24 protein-coding genes are annotated in these 26998 nt (G+C 49.1%); 7 read left to right on the top strand and 17 right to left on the bottom strand.

Annotated features, from left to right (window positions below):
• Positions 1-174 precede the first annotated feature (174 nt).
• Complete coding sequence (locus tag BZG80_RS08715) at positions 175-1089, top strand: LysR family transcriptional regulator (RefSeq protein WP_077460762.1); 915 nt, start codon at positions 175-177, stop codon at positions 1087-1089.
• A 10-nt stretch (positions 1090-1099) separates the two neighbouring features.
• Here BZG80_RS08715 and BZG80_RS08710 read toward each other — a convergent pair whose 3' ends face one another.
• Positions 1100-2269 carry a 1-acyl-sn-glycerol-3-phosphate acyltransferase gene (locus BZG80_RS08710; RefSeq protein ID WP_077460763.1) on the bottom strand — a complete coding sequence of 390 codons (1170 nt, stop codon included), beginning with the start codon at positions 2267-2269 and terminating at the stop codon, positions 1100-1102.
• 194 nt (positions 2270-2463) lie between these two features.
• Between BZG80_RS08710 and BZG80_RS08705 the strand changes: the two genes are divergently transcribed.
• Positions 2464-3135 carry a hypothetical protein gene (locus tag BZG80_RS08705; protein WP_077679144.1) on the top strand — a complete coding sequence of 224 codons (672 nt, stop codon included), beginning with the start codon at positions 2464-2466 and terminating at the stop codon, positions 3133-3135.
• A gap of 28 nt (positions 3136-3163) precedes the next feature.
• On the opposite strand, the gene BZG80_RS08700 is transcribed toward BZG80_RS08705, so the two are convergent.
• Complete coding sequence (locus tag BZG80_RS08700) at positions 3164-3685, bottom strand: nicotinate-nicotinamide nucleotide adenylyltransferase (protein WP_021023841.1); 522 nt, start codon at positions 3683-3685, stop codon at positions 3164-3166.
• 201 nt (positions 3686-3886) lie between these two features.
• Here BZG80_RS08700 and nadE point away from each other — a divergent pair, with 201 nt between their 5' ends.
• Positions 3887-4726: an ammonia-dependent NAD(+) synthetase gene (gene nadE / locus BZG80_RS08695; protein ID WP_077669203.1), complete on the top strand. Its 840-nt coding sequence runs from the start codon at positions 3887-3889 to the stop codon at positions 4724-4726.
• Between the two features lie 35 nt (positions 4727-4761).
• On the opposite strand, the gene BZG80_RS08690 is transcribed toward nadE, so the two are convergent.
• From BZG80_RS08690 to BZG80_RS15970, 10 genes are all read right to left on the bottom strand, one after another.
• Positions 4762-5316 carry an HD domain-containing protein gene (locus tag BZG80_RS08690; RefSeq protein WP_021023844.1) on the bottom strand — a complete coding sequence of 185 codons (555 nt, stop codon included), beginning with the start codon at positions 5314-5316 and terminating at the stop codon, positions 4762-4764.
• Between the two features lie 84 nt (positions 5317-5400).
• On the bottom strand, positions 5401-5568 hold the full coding sequence (locus BZG80_RS08685) for a YoaH family protein (RefSeq protein WP_077460953.1): 168 nt from the start codon (positions 5566-5568) through the stop codon (positions 5401-5403).
• A 97-nt stretch (positions 5569-5665) separates the two neighbouring features.
• On the bottom strand, positions 5666-6799 hold the full coding sequence (gene traF / locus BZG80_RS08680) for a conjugal transfer protein TraF (RefSeq protein ID WP_077679143.1): 1134 nt from the start codon (positions 6797-6799) through the stop codon (positions 5666-5668).
• Positions 6800-6923: 124 nt separating this feature from the next.
• Positions 6924-7838 carry a DUF2861 family protein gene (locus tag BZG80_RS08675; RefSeq protein WP_241833887.1) on the bottom strand — a complete coding sequence of 305 codons (915 nt, stop codon included), beginning with the start codon at positions 7836-7838 and terminating at the stop codon, positions 6924-6926.
• Positions 7838-8503 carry a response regulator transcription factor gene (locus tag BZG80_RS08670; RefSeq protein ID WP_077460768.1) on the bottom strand — a complete coding sequence of 222 codons (666 nt, stop codon included), beginning with the start codon at positions 8501-8503 and terminating at the stop codon, positions 7838-7840. Before BZG80_RS08670 ends, BZG80_RS08675 begins: the two co-directional genes overlap by 1 nt.
• Complete coding sequence (locus tag BZG80_RS08665; protein ID WP_077677100.1) at positions 8475-9914, bottom strand: ATP-binding protein; 1440 nt, start codon at positions 9912-9914, stop codon at positions 8475-8477. The genes BZG80_RS08670 and BZG80_RS08665 overlap by 29 nt, the downstream gene beginning before the upstream one ends.
• Before the next feature lie 251 nt (positions 9915-10165).
• A complete protein-coding gene (gene pntB / locus BZG80_RS08660) occupies positions 10166-11542 on the bottom strand; it encodes a Re/Si-specific NAD(P)(+) transhydrogenase subunit beta (RefSeq protein WP_021023849.1) in 1377 nt (458 codons plus the stop codon).
• A 9-nt stretch (positions 11543-11551) separates the two neighbouring features.
• Complete coding sequence (locus tag BZG80_RS08655; protein ID WP_077576969.1) at positions 11552-13105, bottom strand: Re/Si-specific NAD(P)(+) transhydrogenase subunit alpha; 1554 nt, start codon at positions 13103-13105, stop codon at positions 11552-11554.
• A 293-nt stretch (positions 13106-13398) separates the two neighbouring features.
• Entirely contained in the window at positions 13399-13689 is a 291-nt protein-coding gene (locus BZG80_RS08650) for an HlyU family transcriptional regulator (RefSeq protein WP_021023851.1), read from the bottom strand.
• A gap of 144 nt (positions 13690-13833) precedes the next feature.
• A complete protein-coding gene (locus BZG80_RS15970; protein ID WP_021023852.1) occupies positions 13834-14007 on the bottom strand; it encodes a hypothetical protein in 174 nt (57 codons plus the stop codon).
• A 349-nt stretch (positions 14008-14356) separates the two neighbouring features.
• Between BZG80_RS15970 and BZG80_RS08645 the strand changes: the two genes are divergently transcribed.
• Entirely contained in the window at positions 14357-15286 is a 930-nt protein-coding gene (locus tag BZG80_RS08645) for a hypothetical protein (RefSeq protein ID WP_198532933.1), read from the top strand.
• A gap of 237 nt (positions 15287-15523) precedes the next feature.
• Here BZG80_RS08645 and BZG80_RS08640 read toward each other — a convergent pair whose 3' ends face one another.
• Complete coding sequence (locus BZG80_RS08640) at positions 15524-17272, bottom strand: bifunctional metallophosphatase/5'-nucleotidase (RefSeq protein WP_077679142.1); 1749 nt, start codon at positions 17270-17272, stop codon at positions 15524-15526.
• 121 nt (positions 17273-17393) lie between these two features.
• Here BZG80_RS08640 and BZG80_RS08635 point away from each other — a divergent pair, with 121 nt between their 5' ends.
• Both BZG80_RS08635 and ylqF read left to right on the top strand, forming a co-directional pair.
• On the top strand, positions 17394-18290 hold the full coding sequence (locus BZG80_RS08635; protein ID WP_025744797.1) for an NAD(P)-dependent oxidoreductase: 897 nt from the start codon (positions 17394-17396) through the stop codon (positions 18288-18290).
• 330 nt (positions 18291-18620) lie between these two features.
• Positions 18621-19565, top strand: coding sequence for a ribosome biogenesis GTPase YlqF (ylqF, locus tag BZG80_RS08630; RefSeq protein ID WP_077645949.1), 945 nt, complete (start codon positions 18621-18623; stop codon positions 19563-19565).
• Positions 19566-19632: 67 nt separating this feature from the next.
• Here ylqF and BZG80_RS08625 read toward each other — a convergent pair whose 3' ends face one another.
• From BZG80_RS08625 to nrdD, 4 genes are all read right to left on the bottom strand, one after another.
• Complete coding sequence (locus tag BZG80_RS08625) at positions 19633-21624, bottom strand: methyl-accepting chemotaxis protein (RefSeq protein ID WP_077679141.1); 1992 nt, start codon at positions 21622-21624, stop codon at positions 19633-19635.
• A gap of 170 nt (positions 21625-21794) precedes the next feature.
• Entirely contained in the window at positions 21795-22979 is a 1185-nt protein-coding gene (locus BZG80_RS08620) for an amino acid aminotransferase (protein ID WP_077460774.1), read from the bottom strand.
• 74 nt (positions 22980-23053) lie between these two features.
• Positions 23054-23551, bottom strand: a complete 498-nt coding sequence (nrdG, locus tag BZG80_RS08615) for an anaerobic ribonucleoside-triphosphate reductase-activating protein (protein WP_077661307.1) — start codon at positions 23549-23551, stop codon at positions 23054-23056.
• A 10-nt stretch (positions 23552-23561) separates the two neighbouring features.
• Positions 23562-25703 (bottom strand): anaerobic ribonucleoside-triphosphate reductase, encoded by a 2142-nt coding sequence (gene nrdD, locus BZG80_RS08610; protein ID WP_077679140.1) that lies wholly within the window; start codon positions 25701-25703, stop codon positions 23562-23564.
• Between the two features lie 284 nt (positions 25704-25987).
• Between nrdD and BZG80_RS08605 the strand changes: the two genes are divergently transcribed.
• On the top strand, positions 25988-26911 hold the full coding sequence (locus BZG80_RS08605) for an endonuclease/exonuclease/phosphatase family protein (protein WP_158011537.1): 924 nt from the start codon (positions 25988-25990) through the stop codon (positions 26909-26911).
• The last annotated feature ends 87 nt before the right edge of the window (positions 26912-26998 follow it).

Genomic DNA, 26998 nt, shown 5'->3' with positions numbered 1-26998 from the left:
TCTCACAGGAAACAATAATATATTGACATTAAAAAACAATAAGATAGAAAAAAGAAAAGGAAGGGGGTTTTACGGTGCTTCTCTGATAGCTTAGTGTGACGTTGTCACTATTAATTCCAGAGGCAGGGAAATATGTGGTAGTCTCACCCTACTGAGAACATGGAAGCACAGACTATGCTCGAACATCTCCAACAAATTGTGGTGTTGGCTGCCGTTGCACAAGAGCAGCATTTTACGCGCGCCGCTGAACGACTTGGTATTTCCAAATCACAAGTGAGTAAACAGGTTCGTTACCTCGAGGATCGTTTGGGCGTCCAACTGGTACAGCGTAACACCCGCTCGGTATCGTTGACCGAAGTGGGAACTCGATATGCGGATTATGGTAGCCAGTTAATGGCAACCTTAGATGAAGCCGAAGCCATGGTCGCAGGTTATCGGAATGAGGTAACCGGTAAGCTAAAAATCGGCGTCGCGCAGTCATTCGGTAATACTATAATGACGCGCCATTTTGCCAAATTCCGACAGCTGTACCCTGATCTTAATCTCGACATTAGTTTGTTCGACCATCGACCTAACCTGGTCGAAGAAGGCTATGACTGTTGGGTAGCGATTCATGAGCACCCTCCTGAGGGGATGGTGGCGAGAAAATTAGCAGACTGTCAGTTCAAACTGGTTGCTGCCCCAACCTACCTTGCGAATAACGGCACCCCGCAACAACTTAATGAATTACGTCATCATGACTGTATTACTTATCAAAGCCGTGAACGTCGTTATGACCAATGGCCCTTCACCAAGGCCAGCACGGAACAAGTGGTTCATATCAGCGGCCAATACACAATCAATAATGCCCCAGCGGTGCTCGAAGCAGTCAAAGCGGGATTAGGGATCGCCTATCTCGCGACCTATCTATTAAACGATGAGTTAGACACGGGTGAGCTGGTTGAGGTACTTCCCGACTGGCAGCCTTGTCTCGAACTGCCAATTTATATCGTTTACCCACGGCGTAAGCATCTTGCGCCCAAGGTCAGAGAGTTTGTCGATTTCATGCGTGATGAAATTGGCGATCCACCGCCTTGGGATCGCCAATAAAGTGACAAGGTCACTCGGCGTTTTGTTCTCCTACAACGTCGACGACGTCGTCATCTGACAGAACAGCACCTACTGTCTGTTGGTTGAGAACTGGATTGGCGTACATTTGTTGCAAATATTCACGCGCCGCTTCAGGCGCTTGAGCAATTTTTTGCTCGTAAAGACGGCGTTCGGCTGGTGTGACACTGTCATGTTCTACCCCAGCCGCAATATAGTTGGCCGGATACAGCCGATACAGCTGATGAATTTGGCTATCGATCTTCGCCGCCATGGAGTCAGGCGTATCTTGTGACAATGTCACTGGCTCACCAAAGGCGACATGAACATGGCGCTTGTTGCCGACGATACCTTTGACGATGGTCTGAATGTCTTCAAACTCACTCTTTTCGTACGCCCCTAATCGTTTAACCGCATCCAATTCCGTCGCTTTGTCCAGATCGCAAGGGTCGTTTTGATACGATATTGCTACAGGAACCACGTTTAAGTTGCCCATGTACGTATCAAAATCTTGCTTACGTTTTCGGCCTTCCATAAAGAACATTTTTAAGATCGCAGGATCAGTGATGTCTTCGCCGGTTTTTGCTCGCCCTTCTCGTTGCGCAATCCATATAGACTGCCCTTCATCGAGAGAAACACGTAAGTAAGCGGATAATTGTGATAGCGATTTCATCATTTCACGGGGGGCTTTAGCAGAGCGCTTAACAATAAAACTTTTATTCAGTTTCATCAGCTCCGTTGCACACGGCTTACGCAACAAGTTATCACCAATGGCGATTCTTACCGTATCTAATCCGCGCTGATGCAAACACCAATTCACTAAGGCGGGATCCATGGCAATATCCCGATGATTCGAGACGAAGAGGTACGCTTGGCTTGGGTCGAGATTTTCAACACCGGAGACCGTGACTTTATCGCAGCTTGTTTTGATCATCTTGCGCATATAGCTGGCAACATGTAGCTGCACATCCTGTACGGTTCTGATGTTATTCCACTTTTTGGTCAGATACAGTTTTAGCGCAGGCTTGAGTAGCCAACCGAGCGGGCCTGATGCGTGTGGATAGCGATAAGACAGAATCGCATTGATAAATTCATCATCTTGAATAAGACGCTGAATCGCACCTGGAACTTCTTCGTCATAATAAGGACGAATCTCTTGATAGGGATCGTTAACTGTCTGCACGTTCTTCCATTATAGCTAATAAAAACCGCGCTATTTTACGCAGCCAAACAAGGATTCAAAGTGAATCCACCGATATTTTCCACAGGTTGGAGGTCAGACCTTATTGCACCAAAAGGGTTCCCTTTCGGGGTGTGTACTTGACCTTAACAGCAAAAGTGCTCACCATTGCCGCCTTGTTACATTGAGACGCCATTATGAAGTACACCAGCGAACATACTTTTTACCAATCATCATCACTGACTTTCACGCCTCGTAAGCGTCGTTACACGGCTAATTTGCTGTTTGTTGAAGACGGCGTCGTATTTGTTCGCTTAGGGAAAGCCGATATCCCTGTGCATAGTGGTCAAGGGTTTTGGCTTCCATTTGAGTGTTTGCATGCCCTGACCATCACGCCAAACACACGAGTACATCAACTGGCCATATCGCCACGTGTCACGCAGAAGCTGCCTACACAAGTTGGCCATGTCGAGGTGTCCCCCCTGCTTGTTGCCAGCCTTTGTGCACTGCTTACGTCAGGATATCAGCCGTCATCATCAGCGCAAGCACGCCGGCTTCAAGCTGTCGCATTAGATCAGGTTTCACTCATGACACCGTCACAAACACTCGACCGACAAACCCAAAGCTTGGCAGATTGTGTGACACGAGCGCAAACAGGTCAACCACCCGCAAACGCTGAACAACACTATCAATTACAAGCACTCACGCAACTGACCATGGAAGATTTACACGAATATTTTATCGTGAGACAACTCCGTGCAGCCCTTAAATCGGGGCAAACATTAACCAAGGCGGCGACAAATATCGGCATCGCGCACGCGCAAGCAGAATCACTGTATGCGCGTTATACCGACACCTTCGAGGCGTGATACACAAGACGAATCAATCTATCATGTGCTAATACGCCCTGAACGCTGAATCGGTTAGCTGTGCCGCGACGTTCGGGGTGGTTAACTCACTAATGGGTAGTCCCTGCTGGAGTCGTTCACGTATGTGGGTACTTCGGACCACCACTTTTTCTGGCATTCCTAATACAGACCAGCGCGCAAGGATCTCGTCACTGTTCGCGAATTGACCAAACTTAACCAAGTTGTCTGGTCCAACAACAAAAGTTAACGCGGCCTCTGGATAATCTTGCTGTAACGCACTCAGCAGCATAAATGTTGTGACAGGGTCACCTTCAGCGCCAAGAGATGCCTCGCGTTGACATAGTGTCAGGTTCGAGAGCGCGACATCATCGATAAACGTCCGCACCCACGCACAGCGAGTGTCATAAGGCGCCATCGCTTTCCCCCAAGCATGCTTGTAGCTAGGGACCAGCAATACCTGATCAAAGTGGTTCAGTTGTGCTAATACCGACGCATGGCCTTGCGTCGGCGGATTAAAAGCACTACCAAACACTGCAATTTGCTCTGTCATCGTATTCTCTTAGCCGAACCATTCTGGATGCGGTGGATATCGCGCATAATGATGCCATGAAACCAATCAAAAACCTAACACGTAACCAGCAACGCGAAGGGATTGATTTGGCTATACCCAACGCGCCAGAGATCATGCACAATAATACGCAGCCAAACCTTCATTAAAGTCGCATGCCAGAGTTAAAAAGAGGAACACAACATGGAACACCCGATCCGCGAAGAAATGCGCGTGCAACCCACGATTGACGCAGCACTCGAAGTACGCCGTCGCATTGCGTTTATCAAAGCCATGCTACAACGTTCAGGGACCCGGAGTCTTGTATTAGGCATTAGTGGAGGCGTCGATTCTTCAACATGTGGAAAACTGGCACAATTAGCCGTTGACGAACTTAATCAAGCCGCAGGCACCGAGCAATATCAGTTTATCGCGGTACGCTTACCCTACGGTGAGCAAAAAGATGAGGATGAAGCCCAACTCGCGCTATCATTTATCCAACCAAGTAAAATCGTGACCGTCAATGTGAAACCCGGTGTCGACGGTACACATCAATCGGTACTCGATGCAGTGTCGGAAGTTGGGCTATTGCCAGCAAACGAAGGGCGGATTGATTTTGCCAAAGGCAATGTTAAAGCACGCGCCCGAATGGTTGCACAGTATGAAATTGCCGGTTTAACCCAAGGTTTGGTCCTCGGCACCGATCACTCAGCAGAGAACATCACCGGCTTTTATACCAAATTCGGCGATGGCGCCTGCGATCTTGCCCCTTTATTTGGTCTCAATAAACGCCAAGTGCGTCAACTTGCCGCCCACTTAGAGGCGCCGGATGTGTTAGTTCATAAAGTCCCTACCGCGGATTTGGAAGACTTATCGCCACAAAAAGCCGACGAAGACGCATTACAACTCACGTATGAGCAAATTGATGATTTTCTTGAAGGTAAGCCAGTCGATAATGCGGTGAAAGAGAAGATTATTAAGGTGTACCAGGCAACGCAGCACAAACGACAGCCCGTCCCAACTGTGTATGACTTAGATAACTAACGACTAAGCATTAACCGCGTCGTCGAAAACAGCGGTTAAGAGATCGACGCGTGGAGCTGATGATCAGGATGTCGGTCTGCGTGTTGGCCGGCATCAATCAAGCCATCTAGCTCTTGCCATAAGTTGTCACACAAACCGGGGCGATATACAGCAACGCGAAAGCCGCCGTGTTCGCGTTGATATTGCTCAAACCGTTTTGGGCTGTGTTCACTACTGGCAATGACGTTCGCGAGTCGATCACAGGTTTTTACCACCAAGGCAAGCCAAGCCGCCTCATCCGTGACATCAAGCACAATCAAACGCTGGTTTAACGCGCGTTTTCGCTCTTCGCGATTGGGTCGGCGCGGATCGGTCACCAGCATCACAGCGCGGGCTACCGTGGGGCCGAAAAGCGCAGAGATCTCATCCACACGCGTCGCGGTGTCTTCCAAAATATCGTGCAGTTGCGCCACAATACGTGCTTGTTCACCAAAAGGCGTGGCAATCCGCTCGACATGATCCAGGTGACAACGATAGGGCTGAGCGCCATACCGCTGGAGGGCATGTCTTACCCTCGCCCACTCTCGCGCTTGTTCCAGCCGACTACCCATCCAACACTCCTTTACTGACCTACTTTAAATTAATCAGGGATTGTTGGAATTGTAAATAAAAACACAATATGTTTGCAGTGTGTCTCACTCTTCAGACGAAGAGGCTTGAGCCGCTTGCGCTGCTTGCGAACGTATTTCATTGGCAACCTGCATAATCGCCTCACCGCTGCTCATGCCTTTTGCCATCAGCGCGTGAATGCGCTCTGCCGCTTCTTGTTGTTGCTCGTGGTTTAGCGTAACGCCGTCAAACATTCGGTTACTCTCTTGATGATCAATGATTGGTAAGTGATGATTAAAAAAGGCAGGCCATTTTAGGGCCTGCCCAATCATTTGTCATGCAGTAACTGATTTAAAACGTAAAGGCCAGCTGAGCGGAACCACCATAGCTGTTGCTATCGATGATACTCGCGGCGATATCAAGATTGGCGACACCAAAGGGGGATAAACCAAGACCGAGGGTAAAGGCATTATCGACATTGTCTTCTAGATCCGCACGATAGCCGGTGCGTAGTTGCGCATGGCCAAAGGCGTCAAACTCTGCCCCGACTCGGAAAAACTGGGTGTCATCATCCACATTAAGCGTACCTTTAAAGCCGCTTTTCTTGTTGAGATCTAAATCGGCAGCAACGGTCACAAAGTCAGACACAAACGCCGAGCCCAGGGTAAATTGCGGCTCAAGCTCATAAGTGAAACGGTTGTTATTGATGGTTACGGTATCGACATCTTGGCTAACCAGGTTCTTACCGGCAAGGCCGATCTGGTACGGGCCCGATTGCCACACGGCGCCCAAATCAAGATTGAAAGCATTTTCTTCTTCGCGGTAGCGGCTGTCATCCCAGTCATCGCTATCATAAGCATCAACCGAGACGCCATAGTTATAGGTAGTGATCCGTTGCAGTTTAGGCGTTACCCCCACCGCGACGCGCTGGCCGGCAATATCAAGGTTGGTTGCCAGTGCGACCCCTAACTCACCAACCCCGGCGGCAAGAATGGTTGCTGAGGATTCTGGTGTAAAGTTACCAGTTGATTGATTAAAGTCATCGGAATCGATATCTGTTAAGACTGCTCCCTCAATTAACCCAGATGTATAGAGTGTCGCCGAGATAGAGCCTGTGGGAATCCCCACCGCAGCACCAACACCGGCATTGACGTAGGCTTTATCGCCTTGCACCGCTCTCAGTGAAGATTCAATTTTTGTTGCATCTTGTTGGTCAAACGCATCGGCGACATCATCGAGGCCGTCAATAAGCTCATCGGGATCTCGCGCTTCGGCACCAATATACGGGATAAGCACCCCAAACGCGCTATCGGGATCAAGTGCAGCCAAAGCTGGGTTATGAAAGCCTGCGGAAAGATAATCCCCCGATGCCACGCCTACCCCACCCATGGCATTGGCACGGGCATCGGTTGGGTTAGTCGCCGCCAACGCACTGGTTGAGCATGCGGCCAGTGCCACCACAAGCGCTTTTGTTTTAAAGGTCATTGCGTTACCCCTATGTTTTGATTTGCTATTTAAAAGGCAAGCATAGAGGTAAAAGTGAAAAATTGGACCGAACTCACTAAAAAGGTGTGAACTTTATCAAATTGACCATAACGCAAATGTCTATTTATTCGTCACTTTGTTTGTCTGAGCGGCTCGGCGCTATCCTATTTAAAGCGTCAGGATCCAAATCCGGTAAATCAATCGCCCGGCCGATACGCTGAACTTCTTCAATTGACAGCGCGCCCTGCCAGCGCCGTTCAATCAGGGCAACACTAAACCAGTATTGACCATTAGGCACATCTAACATTGGCAGCTGAGTAGGAAGCCGCTTATGCTTTTCAGCAGACCAGATCGGGGCACCATCCGGTTGATTGTGCGGATACAGGTTAAGGCTCAGAAAGGGCCGTTGACAGGTTGAGTTAAAATCATCAAAAGGGGCAATGTGCCAGCTTCGGGTATCTTTCCAGCTCAATGTTTGACGTGGCTGAGGCTGGGTCAGAAGCAACCAACTCGACCACGTATGGCCTGATACTGACTCTGCTGTGAGTTGATAAAGACCTTGGGAAATAGGATCGGAAAGGCCATCTTTGATCAAACGCCAACCGTGTTGCTGCGCCGGAGAGAACTCACCATGCATCACCGTTTTATCCGGCCATTTTTTTAACGTGAGTGCATTCACCCCCGTTTGCGACTCCCCTGACACTTGGAGCCGATAATACACCCGACTCGTGGTTTGGACCGTTTCGCGACGCACAGATATATTGCTCAACCAATCAGGCAATGTCTTTTGGCTTAAACTGCGCCCACAGTCCTCCGTGATCGCGAGCGCAAGCAGCTGAGCGAGATGATCCTGCTTGGCAGCAGAAAGATTGGGTTGCTGCCAGGCTTCAATCATGGCCTCTACACTGGCTGCGGTTTTTCCATTTAATAGGCGCTGATGGGCACTGGTTAACGCGTCATTGCCGTTAAACCACGCGGCCTGCGCGCCACCAGCACCCAGCATAGTTGCTAATAGTCCAAAGAGAGCGCGCGTTTTCATCATGCCTTCATGCGATAGCCGACGCCACGTAGCGTCTCGATATTCACCGAGGGCAGCTTCTGGCGTAGTTGTAATATATGGGTGTCAACCGTACGCGTGGTAGGATAATGGTTATACCCCCACACTTGATCGAGCAATTCATCACGCGTAAATACACGCCCTGCGTTTTTGGCGAGGAAATGCAACAAGTCAAACTCAGTGCGTGTCAATGTCATCTCTTGGTCACCACAAAAGACTGCACGACTCGCGGTATCGATTCTCACCTCATTGATCACGAGATCGTCACTCGATATTTCCGCTTCTCCGACAGGGTGACGAAGATGGACACGCACGCGCGCGAGCAGCTCTGCTTCGGCAAAGGGTTTAGTGATATAATCGGTAGCGCCCGAGTCTAACCCGCCAACGCGATCACGCACGGACACCATGGCTGTCAACAAGATCACTGGCACGGTTTTGAGTTTATTCCAATCCGCGAGCCATTCGATTGAGTCGCCTTCAGGCAGTTGGCGGTCCAAGATGACAAGATCCGCATCACGCCATAACTCAGCAACTTTCGTCGCACTATCAGCATATAAACACTGGTAGCCCGCTTGCTCCAAACTTGCCAATAAGCCGTCTGCTAGATTGGCATCATCTTCAACCAGAAGTAACGTCGGTTGCGTCACAATGAATCTCCAAAGTAAATGTGGTGGGTGGACCAGAAAGGATTAACTTGCCCCCCATTCTCTCAATCATCGATTCTACGATCGTCAGCCCGAGCCCAAGACCGCTTTGGCTGACAAAGGGTTTACGTATGTGCTTCCAATCCTTGGCGGTCAGATCGCCTTGGTCGCATATTGCAATGGTGAAACGATCCGCTGATACCTTTGCATGCACTTCAACCGGGGCGACACCATATTTGACCGCATTGGCAATCAAATTGTTCAATGATGTCGTCAACCAATAGACATTGGCCCGCACCGCGCCATCTTGACTCACCTGAAGCGTCACTTGATGTTCTTCACAAATGTATCCTAACCATTCTTCGATAGACGGAATCGTTTCTTTGCCCAATGGCTTTTGATTCGACTGCAAATAATCCTTACTCGCTTCCGCCAGCTGTTTTAGACGCCTTGAATCTTCACACAAACGACGAAACTCATCATAAAAGGGCTCTGGTAACGTATCGAATTTACGCCGAAACCCTTCAACCGTCATCGACAAGCTGGCAATGGGGGTACGTAACTCGTGCGTCAATATTTGTAATACCAGCATACGCTCTTGCATCAACCGACGCTGTACCGTCCATCGGTTGAATCCCCAACCACCGAGCGCAACCAGGTTGATGATAATCAGCGCGCCGACAAGATAAGGCCAATAGCTAGGCGCTTTTTCTTCATTCCAACAGATGTTCCCCACACGAGCCAAACAAAAATCTTGCTCCCCCCGAGGCGTAAGGTGTAAATCAAATTCAGCAACAAGAGGTTGCCATTGCTGCGCGGCATACAAATGGTAATAGCTGCCCACACGGATCCACATTTCATTTTGACTGACCAAGGTTTTGGCGCCGCTATTCAATGCCTCGACGGCTGATGAATCCATTCTTTGCAGTCGACCGAGTAAACTGTCAGGTTCGGCTTTGGGTCGCTCTTGGATATGAAAAAAGCGCACAAGCTCGCTGCGTCGCGCTGGATATTTCTCCGCGTATTTGGCCGCATAGCTCCCGCCACCTGGATGAATAAACCCAGAGCGAGAAAACCAAGCAACCGGAAGCTGGGTGTTATTACACATGGCACGAGTAAACACCAAAGGCTCTGTCACTTGCGGATTCACTGGCCAAGGTCCTTGACACTTTTGCGCAGCCTGATACAGCCGGCGAATATCTTTTAGTGGGTAGCGCGCCGTCTGTGGCAATAGGCTCTCTGGACTGAGCAACACACGTGGAAAAGCACGGTTAATACCGATGAGGTTATAACGAGCAACAGGATCCGCCAACAGTAACTGAGCCCGGAACGCAGTCATTTGCTCTGAAAATGTACTCGCCGCCATCGCTGGCCAAGCTGTCAACGTAAAAATAATTAGCAGCAGAATTCGCATAGTGACAGCTTACCACCAAACCTATAAATAATGTCAGTGCATTGTAAGTTCAGACTGTCAGGATGCAAGATAGCTATTACGCAAGATGGCCTTTTACGCAAGATAGCTATTAGGCAAGATAGCTTTTACTCACATCCAGCGCCGGCGATCGTGCACAAAAAAAGAGCCAGCTGAATCACTGGCTCTTTTGAAGGACGAGCTCTTTAAAATAATAGCGTCCCAGAGTTCAACTATAGTGCCTTTGAATTTAACTATAGCGCTTTAGAAATAGCCTCGACACTTTGTTTCGCATCGCCAAAGAGCATGGTGCTGTTGTCTTTAAAGAACAATGGGTTTTGTACCCCAGCATAGCCGGTATTCATTGAGCGTTTAAAGACCACCACATTTTTAGCATTCCAGACTTCAAGTACGGGCATGCCCGCAATGGGACTAGACGGGTCATCCATTGCGGCGGGGTTAACCGTATCGTTGGCTCCGATCACCAGTACCGTATCCGTATCTGGGAAATCATCATTAATTTCATCCATCTCTAATACGATGTCATAGGGGACTTTCGCTTCTGCGAGCAACACATTCATATGCCCAGGCAAACGCCCTGCAACGGGATGAATCGCGAATCGCACGTCAATGCCCATATTACGCAGTTTTTCTGTTACTTCGTAAACAGGATATTGCGCTTGCGCAACGGCCATACCATAGCCGGGTGCGATCACAACACTGTTGGAGTCTTTTAGCATTTCTGCGACTTCTTCAGCGGTACTCTCGCGGTATTCACCGACCTCTTCATCACCCGATGACGCGGTGCCATCTGAACCAAAGCCACCAGCAATCACACTAATGAATGAGCGGTTCATGGCCTTACACATGATGTAAGACAAAATGGCACCCGATGAGCCAACCAATGCCCCCGTGACGATCAGTAGATCGTTCGCCAGCATAAAGCCTGCCGCTGCCGCTGCCCAACCGGAATACGAGTTCAGCATAGACACCACAACCGGCATGTCTGCGCCGCCAATCGAGGCAACAAGGTGATAACCAAAGGCCAGCGCGATGAGCGTCACTACAATGAGTGCGAACGTGGAGCCTTCGGCATTGACGAAGTTAATCAACAGTAAAAAGGAAACCACGACGGCGGCAAGGTTAAGCTTATGACGATGCGGTAACGCCAGCGCTTTCGACGAGATCACGCCACGCAATTTACCAAAGGCGACAATCGACCCGGTGAAAGTCACTGCACCAATAAACACGCCTAAGAAGATCTCAACTAAATGAATATTAAGCATCGCACCAGTCAGCGGTGGATGATCAATATAGGTGTTAAAACCGACTAATACCGCCGCCAGGCCGACAAAACTGTGCAGCATCGCCACCAGCTCCGGCATTTCGGTCATCTCAACCCGTTTGGCGTAGTAAATACCAATCGCGCCACCAATGATCATCGCGAGTATAATCCAACCAACGCCTTGAACATCGGGACCCCAAATCGTCGCCACCAGCGCGATGGCCATCCCGGTAATCCCGTAGTAGTTACCGGCACGCGCAGACTCTTGCTTTGAGAGCCCAGCCAAACTCAGAATGAAACAGAGTGCGGCAACAATATACGCAGCTTGTACCAATCCTTCAGACATTCTTTCTCCTTACCCTTTACGGAACATTTCAAGCATGCGCTTTGTAACAGTAAAGCCGCCAAAAATATTGATACTGGCGATCAACACGGCAATGAAGGAGAGGAAGGTAACAAAACCGATCCCTTGTCCTACTTGCAATAGCGCCCCGACGATAATGATGCCTGAAATCGCATTGGTGACGGACATCAGTGGCGTATGTAGCGCATGGGTTACATTCCAGACCACGTAGTAGCCCACAACACAGGCAAGCACAAACACGGTCAAATGAGAAAGGAACTCACTTGGGGCGTAGTTGGCTACCCAGCCAAACGCCCCCAACCCGGCGGCCATTAAGCCATACTTGGTTGCCCGTGACGTTTTTTTCGCCTCTGCTTTCGGTGCAGGTTCGGGTTTAGGTTCCGCTTTCGGTTGTGCCGACACTTGAATCGGCGGTGCAGGCCACGTCACTTCGCCTTCTTTAATAACGGTGACGCCACGTACGACTACATCGTCAAAATCAATGGTGATATTGCCGTCTTTTTCTTTGCAAAGCAGTTTGGTGAGGTTAACCAAGTTAGTGGCATACAGTTGTGATGACTGAGTCGGCAAGCGCCCTACCATATCGGTGTAGCCAATCACTTTGACCCCATTTGGCGTGGTGATGACTTGGTCTTTTTCGGTGTACTCACAGTTGCCACCATTGGCGGCTGCCAAATCAACAATCACACTCCCGGATTTCATGCTGTCTACCATCTCTTTAGTAATCAGCGTTGGCGCAGGTTTACCAGGGATCAGCGCCGTGGTGACGATAATATCGACATCTTCTGCTTGTTGCGCATAGAGCTTTTGCGCAGCCTGATTGAATTCATCCGACATCTCTTTGGCATAGCCATCACTGCTGCCTGCACTGTCTTGTTTGAAATCCACTTCAAGAAAGTCAGCGCCCATGCTTTCAACTTGTTCTTTCACCTCTGGGCGAACATCAAAGGCACGAACAATGGCACCTAGGCTCCCGGCAGCACCAATCGCAGCCAGACCTGCCACCCCTGCACCGGCAACAAATACCTTGGCAGGCGGTACTTTACCGGCCGCGGTGATTTGCCCGGTAAAGAAACGGCCAAATTCGTGGGCCGCTTCGACAATAGCGCGATAGCCCGCAATGTTTGCCATCGAGCTCAGCGCGTCTAAAGATTGTGCTCGAGAAATCCGCGGCACGGCATCCATCGCCATCACATTAACATTGCGCGCCGATAATCGCTCAAGTAGCTTTTCGTTTTGGGCAGGCCAGATAAAGCTGACAAGCGTGGTGCCTGCTTGTAGTCGTTCCACTTCATCTTGACCGGTTTGTTCAATCACACCCGGTGCGTTGACTTTAAATATGACCTCAGACTGCCAAACGGCATCCGTATCAACAATGGTCGCCCCGGCAAGTTCGTACGCAGTATCTTCGAAGCTTGCTTTTTCGCCCGCTCCCTTTTCTACCACTACGTCAAAACCGAGTTTGATAAGCTGTTCCACCGACTTTGGCGTCGCAGCTACCCTCGTTTCATTAACGAGCCTCTCTTTTGGAACACCAATCTGCATAGCTATTCCCTGAATGTTGGCTTATAAAAAATTTTTTAATCGTCACAGGTGAGTACCACCTGAGAGACATTCACTGACTAAATTCGTATTGAAAACGGTTTTACCCATTGTTCACTCAGTTGCGGGGGTCAGTAATTTGTGCTTAGCAACGCAACAGCCTTAACTTAACGAGTTTATTCCTTAATCACCACAGGGCGAGGATCGCCATTAGGGTATAAATGTGATCCAATCGACACTTTATCTGTTTTTATTGTTCATAGTTATGCATTAATTTTGGTATCACTCAGCATCGCCTAACCGCCACGCGCAAAAATCTTGTCGCCATTCTGGTCAATCATCATTTTGGCCTTTGTGATCATCAAGCTATTTGCATCGTCTTGATTTCCCAATAGATCAGAACGGATAAAGTGATGGGTCATCACCTGTTCATCGATTTCTTTGCAAATACGCCCGCATACACGGTACTGGCCGCTTTCTGCGGTCGCTTCGGGGTAAATCAAATAGCCTTTGTAATCTGTTGGGGTCACAGTCGCTTTAGCTTGTTTCGATTGACCACCAGAAAAAAGTGCGGAAAACCATCCCATCTTTCTTTACTCCTTTTTATCTTTCGGCTCGGACAAATCAGGCAATATATGATTGGTTAATGCCAAGGGTGATTAAACCACAAATAAAAAAACGCCACATCTCGATGATGTGGCGTTTCGCGTTCTGTCTACGTTTTTGTCGTCTTATCGGTTTATGCCGATATCACGCTGCAAATGCGCCGGTAAACGGCTTGCATCATAAGCAGGTGCTTGCGTGCTGCGGGTAAACAACACATCCATGGCATGAGCGATCAGTCCTTTGATAGTTACCGCGTAAGATCGACGTGAACGTGTCATATTAACCGTTGCAGTCGTCATACGATCCTCGCTTTATTTTCTGAATCACTCGGCGCGTAGTATAGGCGGCTAACCCACAATGATAAATTGATGAAAATTAAAGCATAGGATTAGTTTTTATAATCCGAAAAGCAAGCAATCGCTAATCAGAAAATCATGTTAACTTACGGTTAAAAAAGCGCCTATTTGCTTTTACGTTCCCCTGAGCTGTCATTATATTTATTTTGTTTGAAAGCCGTCTCCACACCCATGCGATACCTTGTCACTTGCACATGGCCGTGTCTTACTTATTAAAAATGGCGATTTATCGCTCGATTATCGATTAAAACCTGATAACATCAATGTTACACATGTCACTAAGGTGTTGACCATGCTTGCGTTTCTAGCCCGACACTCTGCGATCTTTCTTTTTATTGCTGCGCTGATTGGCTTTGCATTTCCAGCGGTATCGCTAGCGTTGTTTCCTTTTCTTCCCTATGTTTTGTTTGCGCTGATGCTATTTACACTGCTTGGCATCCACCAAGGTTTACTGGTAAAAGCACTGGGCCAGTGGCAAGTGTGGGTATATGCATTTATTCATGCGGTGGTATTAACGCTGATAACCTGTTCGATCGCTTGGTTATTGGGTGCATCGACAGGGTTATTACTCGCGATTAGTGGGGTCTGCGCAACCGGCTCCTTGTTTGCCACACCCGCCATTATCCGTTCGTTAGGCATGGACGCGCTGATCGCCATGGCCTACACCATCGCCTCAACGTTGCTGATGCCAGTTGTCTTATTCGTCAATTTAACAATATTCAGTGGTGATGCTTTTTCACTGGATTTACAAAGCTACGTGATTCGATTAGTGGTATTTATTTTCGGGCCCATGGCGTTCGCCGCGATTTTTCACGCGCTGGTCAAGCCCGAAAAACTCAAACGCATTCACGGCAAGCTCGCACAGTTTACTATTGTGCTGGTGTTTAGCTTTCCTTTGGGGCTGGTGGGGCCATTTGGAGAAACCTGGCAAAACGATCAAGCGTATGCCCTAGAACTGTTAGCAATTTCAGTCGCAATTTGCATGCTTTTTTTTACCATTGCCTTCGGTTTATACCGACGACAAGGACAAGCAGCCAGTATGATCGCCGCGGTGGCCGCCGTAAATCGCAATGTATTACTGACTTATACCGTTGCCGGCGTCGCACTTGGCCCGGTATTTTTACCCTTAATCGGTGCCATTCAGTTACCCATTTACCTACAGCCTCTTTTGGTTCGCTGGGCCATACGTCACGCGCATCGCGCTGACACGCAGGTACCCTAGCGCGGCTCGTTTATACAACCGGTACAAAATAAACCAAAGATGCCCAAGCTATCAGCCAAAAGCTAATCAACCCCACATCAAACCAATCACGTTTTTCCATCATCTTCACCTTTCGATAGTATGGCTACATTCAGAGCACCTATTACGGTTATCGACAATAACGATCCAAACTTAATCTAACGGCAATGTTATGCCGAACGTGCAACCTATCGATGAATAAGCAAAGGATGGGCCAAGTTATTGACCCCAACAGGTTTGAGTCTGATCGGGTGTACTCAAATAACACACTAAAGGCTGGCTCGGGAGCGTGAGTGCGTTTTGCTGCCGTGCATACCGAATAAAACACTCCGCCATTGATAAACCAATTGAGCGACGACGGCCTGTCTGCAGTGCGTCATAGCCCTCTTTACCTTGTGCCGTATAAGATGAGGACACACCGGTATATCGGTGCGCATCGTCCATCGCCACCCAATGCTCACCCCGTTTGATTTCTAATTGGGTGATGCGCTGCCCCATCGGGCGCCACGCTTCATAACGATAACGGATAGCGGCACAATACGGGAAACTGCCGGTCCCAAGACCAGCAACGCCATTGTTGGTCGCGTTGTTGATTGCCCCTTCTAACGCGCTGCGGATTTGTTCGCCTGTCACTCGATACGCGATCACGTCGATCGCAAACGGCAGCAGTGTACCGGCAATTAATGCAGCAGAAAGCGGGCCAGCGTTCAATCCAACTCGAACTCCTCCCGCATTATGTATCGCAAACTCCGCATCAATCCCTTGCTCACGCGCCGCCCAAAGAAAACTCTCGGTGACCAAAGGGGCCACGTCGCTACTACCTTCGCCGTCAGGGACGCGAACATGGCGTAAACGCTCGGGCACATGCGTGACAATATCACGCTCTAATTGTGCCACTTGTGGACGATATGTCTGTTGCAAGTGGCGTTTTAGATCTAAATCACTCGGCAAAATGAGTACATTCGACTGACTATTCAGATAGTCGCGCGCCGCTTGATAAGAGGTGTCGGTTAATTGCTGCTCGCGCGACGCATCCATCGCCAAACTGCGTCCAAGCAGCACGTAATTTTGACCATTAAAGGCTGTTGGCCGACCTTTTTCATCGATGGATAACGTAAAACGGCCAATAGATTGCGCATGGCACCCGGCTTGCACAATCCAAGTATCATTAACTTGATACCCGTATGGATCTTGGGCCTCGAGACCAATATTTTGAAAATCGCCTTGTAAGACATGTGTGTGCCCTCCCACAATCACATCAATGCCTTTGACTGCTGCTGCGAGTGCCTTGTCTTTGTCATAACCAAGATGGCTTAACAAAATAATGGTGTTGACCCCTTGAGCACGCAAATACGCCACCGTATTTTTAGCTATCTGGGTGGCAGGCAAAAACGGCGTATCGTGATCGGGATGTGCCAGTGCCGCCATTTTCTCAACCGCCAAGCTAAACAGACCAACCTGATGGCCCGCGTAGGTTTTGATCAGGGTGCTCGCACGTGCGTGCTCTGGCAGGTATGGCATCAAGCTAGGCTTATCGCTTACCCGTTTTTGCTTGTCTTTTGCTTCATCATCCACATGCCAATTACCGGCAAGTAAAGGAAACTTAATATCATCGAGAAAATCGGCAACGGGCCCATTGCCTTGATCCAGTTCATGATTACCGATGGCCATCGCGTCGATCCCAAGGCGATTAAGCATGTCGGCATTTGCTTTTCCTTTAAACAAGGAATAATACAGCGAGCCCTGGAAGCAATCACCGGCGTGCAGAAACAGAAAGCCGTGCTGATTTTGTTCAGCCTGATGACGAAAGTGCTTCACCGCCGATGCAATGCGTGCGAATCCACCGCAATTGGCATATACCCGTGTGTCTTCGCTATCTAAGCTGAGCGAGACAGGCGTAGACTCAAAGTGTGAGTGCGTATCGTTAATATGCGCGATGGTTAATGAGAATGGTTGTCGTGCTGTCATAATAATCCGTGCCACAACACAAAAGAAGATGATACAAGCTTAACATTGACATATACAAGAAAGGTTAAGTTTTTGATAGATTACTACCTAATCCACAACAGGGAAGCGTGACGATATGCAAGTGAACAAGACCAAAGTGGCTTTTATTGGCCTCGGCGTGATGGGATTTTCGATGGCCGGCCACCTGCAACGTAACGGCTACCCAACCCGGGTTTACAACCGAACCCCCGGCAAGGCCGAAAGCTGGTGTACAACCTATCAAGGACAGAGTGGATGTACCCCTGCTGAGGCAGTCACTGACGCTGACATTGTCTTTATGTGCGTAGGTAACGATGATGACGTACGCAGTGTGGTCTATGGCGACATTGGTGTGCTGGCCAATATGAAAAAAGGCAGTACCTTGGTGGATCACACTACCACCTCTGCAGAGCTGGCGACTGAACTTGCCGACGTGTGTAATCGACAAGGTATTCACTTTTTGGATGCGCCTGTCTCCGGAGGTCAAGCGGGCGCCGAAAACGGCAAACTTACTATTATGGCGGGTGGCGATCCTGCTGTATTTCGTCATGCTGAACCTGTGATGACTGTTTACGCCAGTGCGATTGAGCATATTGGCCCAAATGGTAGCGGCCAGCGCTGTAAAATGGCCAACCAAATTTGTATTGCCGGCGTTTTGCAAGGGTTATCCGAGGCACTCACCTTCGCGCAATCCGCTGATCTCGATATCGAAAAGATGATCAATGCCATTAAGCACGGTGCCGCGGGCTCCTGGCAAATGGATAATCGCGCATCGACCATGGCACAGGATCAGTTTGATTTTGGTTTTGCGATTGATTGGATGCGTAAAGATCTGGGCTTTTGTTTAGAAGAAGCCGCCAAATTAGGCGTGAACCTTCCCTTAACCGAGCAAGTGGATCAACAGTACAGGCAGCTGCAACAACGCGGATACGGTCGAAGTGATACCTCAGTCCTGATCAAGCAGTTTGATACGGATACTAAACCATCTTCATCAACCTAACCTAAAAATATGGCAATCCTCGGCACTTGAGGCCGAGGAAAGGCTAAACAAGGTGTATACTAAAGTTAACCAATAAGGAGGGGTGTAATGCCAGCTATCTATGTAATCTGCGCCATCGCCATGATCATTGGCCTGTTCACCTTATACGCACCCTCTATTGAAAAATGGTGTGATAAGCAGTTGAGCCCGAGCAAGAAAGATAAGTAGTTATTATTTAGTAGCACACCCCAGCTTTTCTCATCGATACCGTTAAGTGGTATGATGCGCGCCATTGTCGCGCCACTGACTTGTATGACGTTGGCGCATTCGCATCAGCAAGGTTGTACAAACATGGTTAACAACAAGATCCAGTGGTTTCCGGGCCATATGCACAAGGCTCGCAAAGAAATCGAAGAAGTCGTCCCTAAGATCGATGTGATCATCGAAGTGCTAGACGCACGCATCCCCTTTAGTAGCGAAAACCCTCTGATCCGCACACTGCGTGGCGACAAGCCAGTGATCAAAGTATTGAACAAACGCGATCTTGCCGATCCGGCTATGACAGATATTTGGATGGCCCACTTGGAGCAAGAGCAAGGCGTTTCAGCAATGGCGATCACCACGCAGCAGCAAAGTGAAGTCAATCGAATCATGGAGCGGTGCCGCGCACTGGCCCCTCATCGCGAAGCCATGGGTAAAAATATTCGCTCGATGATCATGGGGATCCCTAACGTAGGCAAGTCCACCATCATTAACAGCCTTGCTGGTCGAGTGATTGCAAAAACAGGTAACCAGCCCGCCGTGACGCGCCAGCAGCAACGGATTAACTTGCAAAACGGCGTAGTGCTCTCTGATACACCGGGAATTTTATGGCCAAAGGTTGAGAACCCACATAGCGGTTTTCGTCTCGCGGCAACCGGCGCTGTGAAAGATACAGCAATGGACTACGACGAAGTGGCTTTTTATACTGTGGAGTACTTGGCGAGTGCCTACCCCGAGCGGCTACAAGAACGCTATCAGCTTGATCTATTACCCGACACAGACATTGAGTTGATGGAAGCGATTGGTGCCAAGCGCGGTTGTCTGCGCGCGGGAGGGCGGGTTGACTTGCACAAAGCCTCGGAAGTGCTGTTGCATGATTTACGCGCCGGTGCGCTAGGTGGCCTCACGTTAGAGAAACCGGACATGATTGAAACCGAACTGGTGCAGGTTGAAGAAGACAACGCCCGCCGAGAGGAAGAAAAAGCCGCTAAAAAAGAGGCCCGCCGTAAGCGTTACCTCAAAAACAAGCGTTAATACAGCCAGTGACATGACAACAAGTCACATGCCAAAGGGGCATTCGGCCCCTTTGGCAAGGATGCAGCTAGACTTTAAATTGCCCCACTAATTGTTGCAACGCCGTATTTGCCGCTTGTAAATCATGTGCTCGCTGCTCGGTAGTTTGCCCATGTTGATGCAGCTTGGCGACGATATCACGGATAGACGTCATGGTTTGACTAATATCTTCAGTGACCTGGCTTTGCTCGGTGGCGGCTGTTGCGATTTGCGTGCTTAGCTCGTCAACCTGCGTCACCGATTGGGTCATGGTTTCAATCCGCTGCTCAACCTGTTGGCTACTCTCTGAAGATGAGACACACTGCTCTCTCGTCTCCTGCATGGATTGACTAGCCTGTGTCACAGCGTCACTGACCTGTGCCAACATCTTATCGACTTCACCGGTGCTCTGTTGCGTCCGCGAGGCGAGGTTTCTCACTTCATCCGCGACAACCGCAAAACCGCGTCCCTGGTCGCCCGCCCGAGCCGCTTCAATCGCCGCATTCAAGGCCAGTAAGTTAGTCTGTTCTGCAATATCACCAATCACGCCGAGAATCGATTCAATTGCTTTAGTATGCTCTCGCATTTGCGCGACTTTTTGCTCACTGGTTTCCACGTTATCGACAAGGGCTAAGACACTGCGTGTCGATGCCTGCGTCTCTTCACGCGCTTGCTGGGCTTCTGATTGCATCTGACGCGTGACATCATGGCTTTGATTAACGTTTTCCGCGACATCAGAAGCAGAGGCACTTAGCTGATTAATCGCGGTAGCAACGCCTTCTGTTTCTCTTACATGGGCATCTAATGTCGATAAGGTTTGGCTAGCATCATGACTGATTTGCTCAACATAGTTCGAACAGGTTTGATTTGCGCTCATCACTTTCTGTACTAAGTCTTGCAAGTACGCGATGAAGTCATTCACTGAATGAGAGATGCTATCCAGCTCATCATTACCTTTTGTCGGCAATCGTAGTGTGAGATCCGCATCGCCTGAAGATAAGCTATCCACATTTTGCTTAAATGTCGCAAATCGGCCATGAAGTCGCTTAAAGGCAATGAGCATGACCACGAGCAATAAGCCGATAAGAGGTAACTGGATCCAAGCAAGGGTGGTGAGAATTTTATCGCTCAGCGCCGTGAGTGCCGAGGTTGGCTTGGCAACGACCAGCGTCCATGGCGTACCAGAGACTGGCGACAGCAATAAAGTTTGCTCCTGGTCTTTACCTTCAAAGATCAAACGCTGCGTCTGTTGATTTAGAGCCGTATCAATAGCCTTGGCAAAAGGCGTGTTGAAACGTGAGACCGATTTAAGTACATCGTCACGCGTGAAACCACCACGGCTTTGGCTAAGGATCTTGCCATCGGATTCCACAATGGCAATGTTGGCATCTAAGGCTTTTTGCTTTTCCGCGACCAGTTGGTTAAAAAAGCCAAGGGTGACATCAATGGTTGCTACACCATATAAGCTGCCTTGCTGATAAATCCCCATGGCACAATTGGTACGAGGCTGAGCGCTGGCACCATCTTTATAAGCATTGGCCCAAACGCATGCTCCCCGAGGCGCATTTTGACCCGCACGATGCCAAGGTTGGGTGTAATAATTTGGGGCCTCGTCGCTATTCCAGTAAGTATTTTCAACCAATTGTCCGCTATCATCACGGTGATAAAAGGTGGAGGCGCGATCAACGCCCGCGAGGCGTTTATTAGGTAGTGGCCATATACCGCCTCCAAATACCAGAGGGTTGCCGTACTGATCAATAAGGTGCGGTAGTTGGGTATCGATTTGGGCGCTGGTTAAGGTTGGGATAAGTTGCGTAATGGCGCGCTGCTGCGCTTTTACCTCACGAAGGGCGAAGGTAATATCGCGGCCCACTTCATTCAGGTTAAGCTTAAGTCTTTCTTCTCCCTCTTTTTTTAGCGTCGGTGCAATCCATGTCTGTATGCTAAAAACAGTTAGGATCGTCGCGATCAGTAAAAAGACGATCAATCCGATACTGTATCGACCTTGTATGGTGGCAAAAGGTGATCGAGTCGGTTGCATGAACATTCCCTATTTTATTTACAACTTAGAGATATGAGTATAAGACACCGAAATCTTGTGTTGTAAAAAAAGCGTGGGGGGACATCACATTATGTGTACGCAGTTATAAAAAACCCGTCGTACCGAAGTACGACGGGCGTATGCTAATGCCTTTATGTGATTATCATTGTTTATGACGTCACATCCACCAGCGCATCGGCCAACCTATCGATGTGTCGCTCTGCCAGACCAGCAATGTTGATCCGGCTATCTCCTACCGCATAGACGCCGTGTTTGTCTCGCAACTGATGGATCTGCTCACCAGTCAAACCAAGTACGGAAAACATACCACGATGGTGTTGGATAAAATCAAAATAACCGTCACCTGTGCGATCGCGAAGGGCTGACGTCAGGCCTTCTCGTAAGGCATTAATGCGGGTGTTCATGGCTTTAATTTCATTGCGCCATTGCTGCGTAAGCGCATCATCCGTCAAAATGGTTTCGACAATTGCGGCACCGTGATCCGGTGGCATGGTATAGGTGCTGCGCGCCAGTTGCATGATGCGCCCTTTCGCATTCTGCGCTTCTTGGGCAGATTTACCCACCACAATCGCCGCGCCTGTACGTTCTCGATACAAGCCAAAACTCTTAGAGCAAGATGTCGCAATTAATAGCTCTTCAACATTATCGGCTAAAAGACGCAAACCCCGAGCATCTTCTTCTACCCCATCACCAAAGCCTTGATAGGCAATATCAACAAAGGGGGTAAATCCGTTGCGATTTGCAAGCTCTGTGATCGCTTCCCATTCCTTCAGGCTTATATCAGCACCCGTGGGGTTATGACAACAACCGTGTAACAATACCACATCGTCGGCGCCCGCCTGTGATAAGGCATTCAGCATGGCATCGGCATCCACCATTTTGGTCTCACGATTAAAATACGGATAGAATTTCACCGTCAGGCCTGCCGCTTCCATCACCGGCTTGTGATTCACATAGCTGGGGTCTGTCAACCATACGGTGGTCACCGGCTTCGCGAGATTCATCAGATCGGCCAGCATACGCAGCGCCCCACTTGCGCCTGGTGTTTGCACGGCGGCACAACGGTCATATGCGTCCGTCCCTTTGAGTAAGAGATCGACCATAGCTTGGTTGAAGTTTTCATTGCCGGCCAGGCCAACATAGGCTTTCGTTTGCTGAGTTTGCGCTAGGGATTGTTGTGCCGCTTTAACGGCTTGCATAATTGGCGTTTGACCATGACTATCACGGTAAACGCCAATGCCTAAGTCCATTTTATGCTCACGCGGATCGTCACGATAAGCCAGTGACAAAGAGAGAATGGGATCCTGCTGGGCAGGCGAGAGCAGATCTAACATAGTAATACGTCCTTTTAAGCCTGGATGCTCAAGATACGCTATACCCTACCCCATGCGGGAAAATTGGCAACCTCTTACCCGCGATTCTCTTGTCGATGTTGCGCACGCTCGGACAGAAAGTGTACGCATTGGTTGGCACTCCCCCGCCATACGAGGTTTGGATCGGCCTCTGCTTGGATAAATTTGCCGTCGATCAACACATCAATCAACGCCACCACCTCTTGCTGCTCAGAGGATAATTGTTCCAGCGTGTAGCCTGTCCACAACCAAATGTCTTTATCCGGGGCACTTAACACCACTTCTTGTAACAATTTTTTTACACTGTCGAGGTTAGCAGGATGCAAAGGATCGCCACCACTTAACGATAAACCGCGCCGCGGGATCCGTGTATCGAGAAGATCACGAATGATCTGATCTTTAATCACATCAGTGAAAAGGTGGCCACTTTTCAGCGGCCATGTGGCTTTGTTATAACAGCCCCGACATTGATGCTCACAACCTGAGACAAACAAAGTGCAGCGCGTGCCAGGCCCATTGACAATATCGACCGGGATATACTGGTGATAATGCACGATATACTCCCTACATATGTTTAACGCGGCGGATCACTTCTTGCTGCTTACCTGGGTTAAATGGACGTGTATCCGGGCTACCCAAATAGCCACAGACGCGACGAGTCACCGACACGCGCGCTGGGTCGTGATTACCACATGCCGGACAGGTAAAGCCTTTGCTGGTGCAGTCAAATTCGCCGGTAAACCCACATTCATAGCATTCATCGATCGGCGTATTGGTGCCATAGTACGGCACGCGATCGTAGCTATAATCCCAGACGTTCTCCAACGCTTCTAAATTATGCTGGATGTTGGGATACTCGCCATAGCAAATAAAGCCACCATTGGCTAAGCGTGGATAGTCCATTTCGAAATCGATTTTATCGTAAGGTGTGACTTGTTTTTCCACGTCGAGGTGGAAGCTGTTGGTGTAATAGCCCTTATCCGTCACCCCTTCAAGCACACCAAAGGCTTGCGTATCAAGCTGGCAAAAACGACTACAGAGATTCTCACTCGGGGTGCTATACAAACTAAAGCCATAGCCTGTTTCTTCTTTCCAGCGTTCGGTCGCATCATGCAAGTAGGCGACAATCGCTTTCGCTTTCTTTTGCTTGACCACGCTGTCGTAAAGATGCGGCGTGCTGCCATAAAGGGCATTAATCGTTTCGTGTAGGCCAATATACCCTAGCGAAATCGATGCTCGGCCATGTTTGAAAATCTCACTGACTTCATCATCTGGGTTAAGGCGGATCCCACATGCACCTTCCATGTATAAAATGGGCGCCACGCGGGCTTTTACCCCTTTAAAACGCGCAATTCGAGTATCGAGTGCCTGACGAGCAATATTTAACGTTGCATCGAGGCGCGCATAAAAGGCGTCTTCATCCCCTTCTGCTTCAATCGCCAATCTGGGTAAATTGACACTGACCACGCCTAAGTTATTCCGCCCTTCATGGATCAATTCGCCGTTTTCTTCATAGTCACTTAAGAAGCTTCGGCAGCCCATCGGGGTTTTAAACGAACCGGTGACCGATACAACTTGGTCATAATTGAGAATATCGGGATACATTCGTTTTGAGGCGCATTCAAGCGCAAGTTGCTTGATGTCATAGTTCGGATCGTCAGGCTGTCGGTTTAAGCCCTCGCGAATGCAAAAGACCAATTTAGGGAACACAGCGGTTTTGCGATTTTCGCCCAAACCGGCAATACGGTTGGCTAAAATAGCACGTTGTACCGCACGTGCAGACCATGATTCACCGAGCCCTAACCCAAACGTAACAAACGGGGTTTGCCCATTGGCCGTATGTAAGGTGTTTACCTCATACTCCAACGATTGAAACGCATCAAAGCACTCTTTATCGGTTCTTGCTCGCGCATATGCCTCAGGCTCAGTAATGGCCCATTCTCGCGCCACAAGTAAATGTTTTTGGTAGCTTGCTTCAACGTAAGGCGCTAACACCTCATCAATACGATTGATGGTGGTGCCACCGTATATATGACTCGCCACTTGCGCGATAATTTGTGCCGTCACCGCTGTGGCGGTCGAAATCGACTTAGGCGGGGCAATTTCTGCGTTCCCCATTTTAAAGCCTTTTTGCAACATGCCGGCTAAGTCAATCAACATGCAATTAAACATGGGGAAGAAAGGCGCATAGTCTAAATCGTGGTAATGAATTTCGCCTGATTCATGGGCGCGGACAACGGCGCTCGGTAGCATGTGCTGTTTGGCGTAATGCTTCGCCACGATGCCCGCGAGTAGATCGCGTTGCGTCGGAATAACTTTGCTGTCTTTGTTGGCGTTTTCATGCAGCAACTCGGTGTTCGTTTGACCGACCAACCCTTGTACCTCATGATTCAATCGCCCTCGGCGCTCTCGTGCAATGTCTCTATCGTGGCGGTATTCAATGTACGCGCGCGCGACCGCTTTATGCGGGCCAGCCATAAGCACATCCTCTACCGCATATTGGATGTGATCGATATCTACTTCGGCATCGCCAGCAAATTGCGTCGCAATGGTATCCGCTAAACGACGAATCGCCTCATCAGTCAATGGGCATGATTCAACGTCACGCAGCGACTGCGCTGATTCTCGCGCACACGTCACCGCCTGAACGATACGATCTGCATCAAATGGGACGCGTGTTCCGTCGCGCTTAATTACCGCTGGCATATGCCCTCCACACCATATATAGGATTATAAAAACATCATAAACACAAGATGTGGAATTAGATAGCAAATGCGGGATCGATTGTGTTGACTCAGATCATCGAACTTTCGAATAACCAAAGTCGACCGTTCAAACGCCTATCTGTTCTCCAATTTGCTGATCTGTATTGTTGCAATTATTAGCGAAAATCAAACCTTGTCCGCAATTTGATCGCGAACTCACCTAGACGTTGAATATTTGCAGTAGGATCACGGTGAAAAGCAAATGATTAAGGTAAGGGGCAATCGTGCTTCGACGCGTCGGACTGTTGGTGCTGCTAGGGCTATATGTTGCCCCAAGCTATGCACTCACGGTAGCAACATGGAATTTTGAATGGCTAACCTTAAAGACCGATCAACGGGCTGGTATTCGCCATGAAGAGGATTACCTACAACTCGCGGCCATATTGGCGCAGATCTCTCCAGACGTGTTGGCATTTCAGGAGGTCGATAGCCCTGAGGCGTTAGCCCGTGTGATACCAAAAGAAAAATATAACTATTACTTTTCCGACCGTTACGCCGCACTCAAATCCTCTTCTCACAGTCAGCAGCTGACTGGCATCGCCGTGCGCAAAGGTTGGCAGGTGGACGATCGGAAGGATTTTCGTGAGATTGCCTTACCCGGACTGTTTGGCCTCCCTTCTTTGCGTTATGGCGCCTATGTGGTGATCACGCCTCCTGGCCATGCACCTATTCACGTGTTATCCGTTCATCTCAAGTCGGGATGTTTTCACCAACGCCAAGGCACAAGCAGCTGTAAAAAACTGAGTCAACAATTCAGAGCGCTCGCGGAATGGCTCGCGGTTCGTGATGATAAAAACGTTATCATTGCCGGCGACTTTAATCGCTATATCGGAGAAAATAATGATCCATTTTGGCATACATTTAACGCTCATCGCCTTGAAATCGATGCCAATCCCCCCAACATCGTCAACGTCACCAAAAACGTGCGAGCACGCTGTAAAGCACGGCGTTACAATTGGCGCACTCAAACTTGGAACCAGGTGATGTACAGCCGCTTAGTGGATCATGTTTTGGTCTCTGAGCCTCTTGCCAATCAATGGCAGTACAGTTTTCAGTATCAGTTTGACTACCACAAGGTAATGACATATCGACTCAGCGATCATTGCCCGATTGTTGCGCGCTTCGACATTGAGTCGGCGTCGAAATAGATTGACCCAATCGCAAAAGGTTGAGAAGGTCTTAATGCCGCTAGGAATGTCATGGTATTGACACAGTGAGCCGTTAGCCTTGCTATA

The sequence above is a fragment of the Salinivibrio sp. MA440 genome (genome assembly GCF_001996265.1).
GTDB classification, from domain to species: Bacteria; Pseudomonadota; Gammaproteobacteria; order Enterobacterales; family Vibrionaceae; genus Salinivibrio; species Salinivibrio costicola.
This window is presented reverse-complemented; position numbering and strand designations above follow the sequence as displayed.